The sequence below is a fragment of the Kineococcus arenarius subsp. arenarius genome, assembly GCF_050871845.1.
GTDB lineage: Bacteria > Actinomycetota > Actinomycetes > Actinomycetales > Kineococcaceae > Kineococcus.
In genome coordinates, this window is the sequence record NZ_JBJLSE010000125.1 from 1 (window position 1) to 9,862 (window position 9,862).

Below are 9,862 nucleotides of genomic sequence, written 5' to 3' on the forward strand. Positions count from 1 at the left end.
AGACGCCCGTGCCCTCGATGCCGATGAGCACCACGGCGCCGAAGGTGCGCAGCCACGCCAGCAGCGCCACGTAGCCGGCGGCGTCAGCGCGGAACTGCGCCGAGCCCAGCAGGCGGCCTGCGGCGTCCAGGGCGGCTGCGGTGTGGGTGTCCTGGTGGGTGTCCACACCGCCGGTCACCTCCACCGCTACCTGCTGGACCGCTACCTGCTGGACCGCTACCTGCTGGACCGCTACCTGCTGGACCGCTACCTGCTGGATCCTCTTGCGCTGCGATGTCATCGTGGTCTCGCCGTCCTTCCACCTCGACCGGTACGGGCGGCACGCGCCGGTCGGGCGGGCGGACAAGACAGTGACGGGGCCTCTGGCCAGGCTCCTATGAGGTCACGACGCCCGTTCGGCAGGTGCACGAGGGCTCCGCGCCGGCCGGTCGACAGATCCCGTTGAAGACACGAGGTCAGTCAGAGCAAGGGTCAGACCCACCGGCGCGGAGTCCTCGTACATCCTCACTGTCAGGGCAGCGGTGATGGCGTCGGCGTGGACGTCGAGCTCGACGACGGTCGAGGGCATGACGTGCGCGGAGGCCGGTGCCGCCGCCGCGAGGACGGCGGCACCGGCGCAGAGGGCCGCGGCGAGGACGTGGCGGACCCGGGTCACGTCAGGAGGTCAGGCCGGCGTAGTCGGTGTCCTTGTCGCGCCACACCGCGTGCGGGTGGGCGCCGGAGAGGACGATGCCGATCTGCATGGAGAACTCGATCCACACCGACGGGCCGTCGATGCGCACGTAGTCGCCGATCTGGTCCATCGCCGTGGTGCCCGAGTGCGCGACGTGGGTCTCGTCCAGCTCGTTCTCGTACTGCGCCAGGATCGTCGCGGCGTTCTCGTCGTCGACGTCGCCAACGTAGCGCTCGATCGCGTCGAGCAGGAGCGCCTTCTGCTCGTCGGTCAGCTCCGAACCCTTCAGCCCTTCGGACGTGGTGGGGAACGCCCAGTCCTCGCCAGGCCCGAGCAGGATGTCGTTGAACGAGCTGGACAGGGTCGCGGTGGTCAGCTGGGTCTCGTCCAGCGAGCTCAGCAGCGCGACGAAGGCCTGCTGCTCCTGCTGCTCGGGCTGCACGGTGTCGCCGTCGACCTCGACGGTGCTGAACGGCTCGATGCCGCGAAAGGAGGGGGTGGCACCGGCGAGCTGACCGTCGACGTAGGTGTTGGCCACGGCGAGGTGGTGCCCGCCGAACTGCAGCTCCCACGTCCCGCTGGTCGAGGGGGTGCCCAGGAACGCGATGAAGAAGTTGCCGCGCCCGTAGGAGTCGCCGCCGCTGTTCTCGCCGAGGTAGTCGTCGGCCTCCAGGTGCTGGACGACCTCGTCGTAGCCCTCGTCCTCGGCCGAGCCGGTGGCTGCGGCCAGCAGCGCCTCCAGCGCGGCCCACTGGTCGTCGCTCAGCTCGCTGGTCTGCAACCCCACCCGGCCCGTGCTGGTGCTCGCGCCGCCACCCGGGGCGGCACCGCTGGGTGCACCGGTCCTGGTGCCGCCGCTGGGAGCGCCGGTCATCGCGCCGCTGGGTGCCGCGCCCCCGCCACCACCGCCGAAGCCACCGCTCAGGAGCGCGTCCGGGAAGTTCGACCAGTTCGCCGCGTTGGCGAACGTGTACTCCTGGTTCAGCGTCTCGCGCTGCTCGTCGGAGAGCGTGGCGGCGAACGCCTCCGCCAGGGCCACGACGTCACCGGACCCGGCGGCCACCGTCGAGGACGAGGACGAGGACGACGTGGTGGAGGAGGAAGAGGCGTCGCCGGTCTCCTCGGAGCTCGAGCAGCTCCCCAGCGTCAGGGCCAGCGCCAGCGCGGCGGTGGTCGCGGGCCAGCGGAGCAGGTGCCTCGTCGAGGCGGGGGACGGCGCGGTCATGTCACCTGGGTAGAGCACTGTCGCCACACAGCGTTACACATTGATTACTTTGAGCAACACACCGCGGCGGCGAGCTCCCCGGCGGCACTTCCGCGGCGGCTCAGCGGAGCAGTGCGTGGACCACCGCGTCCGCCAGGAGCCGACCCCGCCGGGTCAGCGCGAGACGCCCGTCGCCGAGGGGTTCCAGCAGCCCGTCGCTCCGCAGCCCCGGAACCGCCGCCAGCGCACCCGCCCCCCACCACGCCGGGTCGAAGCCCTCCGCCAGCCGCGAGCGCAGCAGCACGTCCTCGGTGCGCCGGTCCTGCTCCGAGAGCACCTCCCGGGCGTGCGCGGGGCTCTGCCCGTTCCCGAGGCGCCCGGCGTAGGCGGTGGGGTGCTTCACGTTCCACCAGCGCACCCCGCCGACGTGGCTGTGCGCGCCGGGGCCGATGCCCCACCAGTCGCCGCCGCGCCAGTAGGCGAGGTTGTGCCGGCAGGCGTGCTCGGGCTCGCGCGCCCAGTTGCTCACCTCGTACCAGGAGAACCCCGCGGCGCTCAGCGCGTCGTCGACGAGCTCGTACTTGTCGGCCTCGTCGTCGTCCTCCGGTGCCGGGACCTCCCCGCGGCGGATGCGCGCGGCCAGCCGGGTGCCCTCCTCCACGATGAGCGCGTACGCCGAGACGTGGTCCGGCTCGCAGGCCAGCGCCTCGTCGAGGCTGCGGCGCAGGTCGTCCGCCGACTCCCCCGGCGTGCCGTAGATGAGGTCCAGGCTGACGTCCAGACCGGCCTCGCGCGCCCAGCGCACCGCCTCGGGCACGCGGCGCGGGTCGTGGGTGCGGTCCAGCACCGCCAGCACGTGCGGCACCGCCGACTGCACGCCGAAGGAGACGCGGGTGAACCCGGCCTCGGCCAGCGTCGCCAGCGCCCCGGGGGTCACCGAGTCGGGGTTGGCCTCGGTGGTCACCTCCGCACCCGGCTCCAGGCCGAAGCGCTCGCGCACCGCGCCGAGCATCGCCGCCAGGTCCGCCGCCGGCAGCAGCGTGGGCGTGCCGCCGCCGAAGAACACCGTGGACGCCGGGCGGGCGGCCGCGCCCAGCACGCGGGCGGCCAGGTCGACCTCGGCGGCGGCCGTGGCGGCGTAGGCGGCCTGCGAGCCGCCGCCGCCCAGCTCCGTGGCGGTGTACGTGTTGAAGTCGCAGTAGCCGCAGCGCACCGCGCAGAACGGCACGTGCAGGTACACCCCGAAGGTGCGCTCCGCGGCACCGGCCAGGGCGGTGGGCGGCAGGGCGCCGTCGGTCGGGACGGCCTCGCCGTCGGGCAGGGAGCTCGGCACCCCTCAAGTGTCACCCCGGCGGACCACCGCCCACGCCGGCCGGGGTGCGGTGGGGGGCGCACGGTCCCACCATGTGCCCATGTCCGGCAACGACGTGAAGGAGACCGCTCGGCAGGGGGAGCGCTTCGCCGAGCGCCACGAGACCACCGTCAAGCGGGTCGGGCGTGCCGGCGTGCTCGCCGAGGGCGTCGTGTACCTGCTGGTGGCGTGGCTGGCGCTGCAGATCGCCTTCGGCACCGCGCCCGCCCAGGCGGACACCTCCGGCGCGATGTCCCGCATCGCGGCCCAGCCGTTCGGCCAGGTGCTGCTGGCGCTGCTGACGCTCGGCTTCGCCGCGATGGTCGTCTGGCAGGTCTTCGCCGCGGTGGCCGCCGACGGGGCCGGTGACCGCGTCAAGGCCGTCGTCAAGGCCCTGGTCGCCGCGGTGCTCGGGATCTCCAGCGCCCGGTTCCTGTTCGGCGGCGGCACGTCGAGCGGGCAGCAGCAGCAGACGCTCACCCAGCGGGTGCTGGAGGCCCCGGGCGGGCCGGTGCTCGTCGTGGTGGTCGGCCTGGTGATCGTCGGCGTCGGCGTCGGCCTGGCGGTGCGCGGGCTGATGAAGAAGTTCGAGGACAAGGTCGAGGGCTCGCTGTCGCCGGCCCTGACGGCGCTGGGGGTCGCGGGCTGGGTGGCGCGCGGCGTCGCGTTCGGCGTCCTCGGCGTGCTCGTGGTGCTGTCCGCGAACGGCGACACCGCCAAGTCGCGCGGTCTGGACGCCGCGTTCCACGAGATCGCCCAGCAGCCGTACGGACGGGTGCTGCTGACGGTCGTGGCGCTGGGCGTGGCCGCCTACGCCGTGTTCGAGCTGGCCACCGCGCGGCGCCGTCGCCGCGCCTGAACCCTCCCGGCGGCCGGCGGGCGGCGCGGGTAGCGTTCCCGGGGTGCCCCTGACCGACCTGCCGCTGGAGCAGCTGCGCGACCACCTCGGCGACGTCGCCGAGCCCGCCGACTTCGACACCTTCTGGGCCGGCAGCCTCGCCGACGCCCGGCGCCACCGGCTGGACCTCGTGCTGCGCGAGGGTCCCGGCCCGGAGCTGAGCGAGGTGGAGGTCGCCGACGTGCGGTTCTCCGGCTGGGGCGGGGACCGGATCGCCGGGTGGTTCCTGCGCCCGCGCCGCGCGCAGGGGCCGCTGCCGGTGGTGGTGAAGTTCATCGGGTACTCCGGCACGCGCGGGCGGCCCGTGGAGCACACCGAGTGGGCCGCCGCCGGGTACGCGGTGCTCGTCGTCGACACCCGCGGGCAGGGCTCGGACACCCCCGACCCGGACACCAGCGCCGTCGCCGGGCAGTGGGCGAACGGGTTCATGACCAAGGGCGTGCACGACCCGGCGACGTACTACTACCGCCGTGCGCTCGTGGACTGCGCCCGCGCCGTGGAGGCCGCCGCCGCGCTGCCCGGGGTGGACCCCGCCCGGCTCGTGGTCGCCGGCGGCAGCCAGGGCGGCGCGTTCGCACTGGCCGCCGCGCACCTGGCCGGGGAGGCGGTGGCCGCGGCCCTGGTCGACGTGCCGTTCCTGTGCTCGGTGCGCCGCGCCTGCGACACGGCCGGCGACGGCCCGTACCTGGAGGTCGTCACGTTCCTGCGGCGGCACTCCCGCGAGGCGGTGGAACAGACCTTCCGCACCCTGTCCTACGTCGACGGGGCGAACCACGCCCTGCGCGCGAGCGCCCCTGCGCTGTTCAGCGTCGGGGCGATGGACCCGGTGTGCCCCCCGTCCACCGTGTTCGCGGCCTACAACCGCTACGGCGCCCGGGCCGGTCGGCCGGTGCGCAAGGACATCACCGTGTGGGAGTTCTCCGACCACTCCGGCGGTGCTGCGCACCAGTTCGAGCGCCAGCTGCGCTTCCTGGACGAGCTGTGGCGGCAGCAGCCGTGACGGCGCACCCGGTCCTGCCGCCCGACGAGGACGAGCCGTGGGCACTCTCGCTCGTGGCGCGCGTCGAGCGCGAGCCGGCCCCGGCGCACACCGACGTCCTGGTGGCCGCCGCCCGCGCCGTGGTGCTGCTGCTGACGGACGAGCGGACCACCGCGCCCGGCGGGGAGTTCCACGACACGGTCGCCGCCTGGCGCGGACGGCGGATCCGCAAGATCACCCGCCGGGCGCGCGGGGTGAGGTGGGAGCGCACCGCCGAACTGCCGCACGTGGAGGCGCGCAGCGGCGACGCCGCGGTGCGCGCCTTCGCCCCGCACCCGCGCGACGACGTGCCGCCGCTGCTGAAGCCCCTGCAGGTCGGCGGGCTGGACCTGACCGACCCCGAGGGCGCCGCCGTCCCGGCCGCGGCGCCCGGCCTGCTGACGATCCGGCTGCACCCCGGCGTGCGGATGAGCACCGGCAAGGCCGCCGCCCAGGTGGGGCACGCCGCGCAGCTCGCCTGGGAACGGCTGCCGGCGCTGCTCACCTCCGCGTGGGCGGCCGGGGGTTTCGGGGTGCGGGTGCTGATCGGCGCGCCGGTCCTGCCCGCGGGTGAGCGCGTCGACGTGCGCGACGGGGGGTTCACCGAGGTGCCCCCGGGAACCGTCACCGCCAGCGCGGGGTTCGAGGACTGAGCGCTCGCAGCGCCGGGCACCGCCGGGAACAGCACGACCCCCGCACCGGGACGGTGCGGGGGTCGTAGCGGGCAGGTCGCGTCAGAGACGCGTGACCTGGCTGGCCTGCGGGCCCTTGGCGCCCTGCGTCACGGTGTACTCGACGCGGTCGTTCTCGTCGAGGCTGCGGAAACCGCTGCCCGTGATCTCGCTGAAGTGGACGAACACGTCGGACGAGCCGTCCTCGGGGGCGATGAAGCCGAAGCCCTTCTCGCCGTTGAACCACTTGACAGTTCCCTGAGCCATGAGGCCTCCTCAGGTTGCGACGCCCTGCGAGCAGAGCTAGCCGCCGAGGGGCTGACCTGATTGGAAAGCTGTACGACCCTCGGAAACGATCCCCGGGGTGTTGGAAGCACATCGAGAACAGCGACTGGTGTGAACCCTAGCACCCCCACCGGCCGGTGGGCGTCCGGGCGGGGGTCGGCGCCCGAGGTGCCGCGCAGGGCCTCCTCGTCCACCCTGGTGCCGTGGAACTCCCGATCGGACGGACAGAGACCATCGACGTCGCCGGGCGCCCGCGGAACGTGTGGCGCGCCGGGGACTCCGGGCCCCTGGTGCTGCTCGTGCACGGCATCCCCACCAACCACACCCTGTGGTGGGACGTCGTCCCGCGCCTGCACGAGCACGCCCGGGTCGTGGCCGTGGACATGCTCGGCTACGGCGGCTCCCCGGCCCCGGCGGGCACCGGGGTGGACATCGCCTCGCAGGCCTCGGCTCTGCTGGACCTGCTGGACACCCTCGGCGAGGAGCGCGCCGTCGTGGTCGGGCACGACCTGGGCGGCGGCGTCACGCAGATCCTGGCGACCGCGGCGCCGCAGCGCGTGGCGGGTGCCGTGGTCGTCGACGGCGTCTGCTACGACGGCTGGCCCGTGCCCGGCATCAAGGCCCTCAAACTCACCTGGCCGGTGCTCGAACGCCTCCCGGCCGGCGCCCTGGAGAAGGTGCTGCGCACCGCGCTGCGGCCGCTGTTCAGCCACCAGGACCGCGCACCGCAGGCGGTGGACCGCTTCGTCGCCCCGTGGCTGGAGCCCGGCGGCGGTTCCCGCCTGGCGCGGCACCTGCGGTCGGCGGACTCCGTCTACACGCAGACCGTGGCGCCCTTCCTGCCCCGCCTGGACCTGCCGCTGGAGGTGGTCTGGGGCATGCGCGACTCGCAGATGAAACCCCGCTACGGCGAGCGCCTGGCGCGCGACGTGCCCGGCGCGAACCTGACCCGCGTGGACGACGCGAACCACTTCGTGCCCGTGGACCGGCCCGACGTCGTCGCCGACGCGGTGCTGCGCGTGCTGGATCGCTCCGGGGTCGCCTCGCGGAGCGAGTGAGCGACCGCGGGACGGCTGGGCAGCGGGGGCCGGCGCGAACCGCGCCGGCCCCCGCACCGCTGCCGGCCCGCCGCTACTTCTTCGCCTTGTCCTTGGCCTTGTCGCCGGCGGCGTCGGAGGACAGCGCGGCGATGAACGCCTCCTGGGGGACCTCGACGCGCCCCACCATCTTCATGCGCTTCTTGCCCTCCTTCTGCTTCTCCAGCAGCTTGCGCTTGCGGGTGATGTCACCGCCGTAGCACTTGGCCAGGACGTCCTTGCGGATGGCGCGGACGTTCTCGCGGGCGATGATGCGCGCGCCCACCGCCGCCTGGATCGGCACCTCGAACTGCTGGCGCGGGATGAGCTCCTTGAGCTTGCCGGCCATCATCACGCCGTACGCGTACGCCTTGTCCTTGTGCACGATCGCGCTGAACGCGTCGACCTGCTCGCCCTGCAGCAGCACGTCCACCTTGACCAGGTCCGCGACCTGGTCGCCGTCGACGTCGTAGTCCAGGGAGGCGTACCCGCGGGTGCGCGACTTCAGCTGGTCGAAGAAGTCGAACACGATCTCGGCCAGCGGCAGGCGGTAGCGCATCTCCACGCGTTCCTCGGACAGGTAGTCCATGCCCTGCAGCTCGCCGCGGCGCTGCTGGCACAGCTCCATGATGGCGCCGATGTACTCGGCCGGCGCCAGCACCGTGGCGCGCACCACCGGTTCGCGGATCTCGGAGACCTTGCCCTCGGGGAACTCCGAGGGGTTCGTGACGGTGACGACCTTGCGGTCCTCCATCGTCACCTCGTACACCACGCTGGGCGCGGTGGAGATCAGGTCGAGGTTGAACTCCCGCTCCAGCCGCTCGCGCACGATCTCCAGGTGCAGCAGGCCCAGGAAGCCGATGCGGAACCCGAAGCCCAGCGCCGCGGACGTCTCCGGCTCGTACACCAGGGCGGCGTCGTTGAGCTTGAGCTTGTCCAGCGCCTCGCGCAGCAGCGGGTAGTCCGAGCCGTCGATCGGGTACAGCCCGGAGAACACCATCGGCTTGGGGTCGCGGTAGCCGCCGAGCGCCTCGGCGGACGGCTTGGCGGCGTTGGTGACGGTGTCGCCGACCTTGGACTGGCGCACGTCCTTCACGCCGGTGATGAGGTAACCGACCTCGCCGACGCCCAGGCCCTGCGAGGGCGTCGGCTCCGGGGAGGAGACGCCGATCTCCAGCAGCTCGTGGGTGGCCTTCGTCGACATCATGGCGATGCGCTCGCGCGGGGAGAGGTGACCGTCGATCACCCGCACGTAGGTCACGACGCCGCGGTAGGTGTCGTAGACGGAGTCGAAGATCATCGCCCGGGCGGGGGCGTCGGGGTCCCCCACCGGTGCGGGGATCTGCTTGACGATCTCGTCGAGCAGCGGCTCGACGCCCACGCCCGTCTTGCCGGAGACCCGCAGGCAGTCCTCCGGCTGGCAGCCGATGAGGCCGGCGAGCTCCTCGGCGAACTTCTCCGGCTGCGCCGCCGGCAGGTCGATCTTGTTCAGCACCGGGATGATCGTGAGGTCGTTCTCCATGGCGAGGTAGAGGTTCGCCAGGGTCTGCGCCTCGATGCCCTGCGCGGCGTCGACCAGCAGCACCGCGCCCTCGCACGCCGCCAGCGAGCGGGACACCTCGTAGGTGAAGTCCACGTGCCCGGGGGTGTCGATCATGTTCAGGGCGTAGTCGGTGCCGCCCACGCCCCAGGGCATGCGCACGGCCTGCGACTTGATGGTGATGCCGCGCTCGCGCTCGATGTCCATGCGGTCCAGGTACTGCGCCCGCATGGCGCGCTCGTCCACGACCCCGGTCAGCTGCAGCATCCGGTCCGCCAGCGTCGACTTGCCGTGGTCGATGTGGGCGATGATGCAGAAGTTGCGCAGCAGCTCCGGCGGCGTGGAGGCGGGAGCCGGGGCGTTCGCGGCCATCGGGGACACGGGCGGGGTGCACCTCTCGTCGGCACGGTCGTGGACCTCCATCGTCGCACGCGGGGCGCGAGCCGCGTGCTGCCCGCGACCCGGTGCGGCCGGGTGGGGCGCCGCCGGACGCGGGAACCGGGCGGGTGCGCACCGCGTCCCAACGGCGCGGTCACGGCGACCGCACCCCGGGAAGGCCGCCATGCCCACCACGCCCACCACCGCGAGCACGGCCGGCGCGGGGGCGGCTCCTGCCGGGGTGCTGCGGGTGCCGGGCGAGCGCCTGCCGCGGGTGCTCGACGACGTGGCGGCGCTGGGCCGGCAGGTGGAGCGCACCACCACGGCCACCGACGTCACCGCCGAGGTCGCCGACGTGGACATCCGGGTCGCCTCCGCGCAGGCGGTGCTGGCCACCTTCCGCGCGCGCCTGCCGCAGGCCACCACGATCCCGGACGTGCTGGTCCTCGAGGGCGAGATCGCCCGCCGCCAGGCCGACCTGGAGGCCCTGCAGGCGCGGCAGCGGGCGCTGGCGGACCAGGTCTCGCTGGCCACCGTGGAGGTCTCCCTGGGCGAGGACGCCGCCGCGGCGGGGACCGCCGCGGGCCCGGGGGGCTTCACCGGTGGCCTGGCCGCCGGCTGGGACGCGCTGCTGGGCGTGCTGGGCGCCGCGGCCGTGGTGCTCGGCGTCGTGCTGCCGTTCGCGGTGCCCGCCGCCGCGCTCGCCCTGCTGGTGCTCTCGCTGCGCCGCCGGCGCGCGCACCCGCCCGCCCACCCGCCCGCCCGCCC

At 73.9% G+C, this 9,862-nt stretch carries 10 protein-coding genes; 5 read left to right on the plus strand and 5 right to left on the minus strand.

Annotation, left to right across the window (positions count from 1 at the left end; genetic code table 11):
• The 3 genes from ACRYM0_RS19130 to hemW form a co-directional block, all read right to left on the minus strand.
• Positions 1–280 (minus strand): IS110 family transposase (locus ACRYM0_RS19130; RefSeq protein ID WP_432507433.1); only part of this gene is annotated, 280 nt, incomplete at its 3' end.
• 376 nt (positions 281–656) lie between these two features.
• On the minus strand, positions 657–1,898 hold the full coding sequence (locus ACRYM0_RS19135; protein ID WP_432507434.1) for a DUF3500 domain-containing protein: 1,242 nt from the start codon (positions 1,896–1,898) through the stop codon (positions 657–659).
• Positions 1,899–1,998: 100 nt separating this feature from the next.
• A complete protein-coding gene (hemW, locus tag ACRYM0_RS19140; RefSeq protein WP_432507435.1) occupies positions 1,999–3,210 on the minus strand; it encodes a radical SAM family heme chaperone HemW in 1,212 nt (403 codons plus the stop codon).
• A 79-nt stretch (positions 3,211–3,289) separates the two neighbouring features.
• On the opposite strand from hemW, the gene ACRYM0_RS19145 reads away from it, so the two are divergent.
• From ACRYM0_RS19145 to ACRYM0_RS19155, 3 genes are read left to right on the plus strand one after another with little or no spacing between them, the layout of a single operon-like run.
• Positions 3,290–4,087 carry a DUF1206 domain-containing protein gene (locus ACRYM0_RS19145; RefSeq protein WP_432507436.1) on the plus strand — a complete coding sequence of 266 codons (798 nt, stop codon included), beginning with the start codon at positions 3,290–3,292 and terminating at the stop codon, positions 4,085–4,087.
• A 43-nt stretch (positions 4,088–4,130) separates the two neighbouring features.
• Positions 4,131–5,126 (plus strand): acetylxylan esterase, encoded by a 996-nt coding sequence (locus tag ACRYM0_RS19150; RefSeq protein WP_432507437.1) that lies wholly within the window; start codon positions 4,131–4,133, stop codon positions 5,124–5,126.
• Positions 5,108–5,797, plus strand: a complete 690-nt coding sequence (locus tag ACRYM0_RS19155) for a hypothetical protein (RefSeq protein WP_432507438.1) — start codon at positions 5,108–5,110, stop codon at positions 5,795–5,797. Before ACRYM0_RS19150 ends, ACRYM0_RS19155 begins: the two co-directional genes overlap by 19 nt.
• Before the next feature lie 81 nt (positions 5,798–5,878).
• On the opposite strand, the gene ACRYM0_RS19160 is transcribed toward ACRYM0_RS19155, so the two are convergent.
• The gene (locus ACRYM0_RS19160; RefSeq protein WP_432507439.1) at positions 5,879–6,082 is read right to left on the minus strand and encodes a cold-shock protein; all 204 of its coding nucleotides are present in this window, start codon (positions 6,080–6,082) and stop codon (positions 5,879–5,881) included.
• 221 nt (positions 6,083–6,303) lie between these two features.
• On the opposite strand from ACRYM0_RS19160, the gene ACRYM0_RS19165 reads away from it, so the two are divergent.
• Positions 6,304–7,158, plus strand: a complete 855-nt coding sequence (locus ACRYM0_RS19165) for an alpha/beta fold hydrolase (RefSeq protein ID WP_432507440.1) — start codon at positions 6,304–6,306, stop codon at positions 7,156–7,158.
• Between the two features lie 73 nt (positions 7,159–7,231).
• Here the strand turns inward: ACRYM0_RS19165 and lepA are convergent, their stop codons facing one another.
• Positions 7,232–9,088: a translation elongation factor 4 gene (gene lepA / locus ACRYM0_RS19170; RefSeq protein ID WP_432507442.1), complete on the minus strand. Its 1,857-nt coding sequence runs from the start codon at positions 9,086–9,088 to the stop codon at positions 7,232–7,234.
• Between the two features lie 190 nt (positions 9,089–9,278).
• On the opposite strand from lepA, the gene ACRYM0_RS19175 reads away from it, so the two are divergent.
• Positions 9,279–9,862, plus strand: a 584-nt coding sequence (locus ACRYM0_RS19175; RefSeq protein ID WP_432507441.1) for a DUF4349 domain-containing protein, incomplete at its 3' end; no start/stop codon positions are given.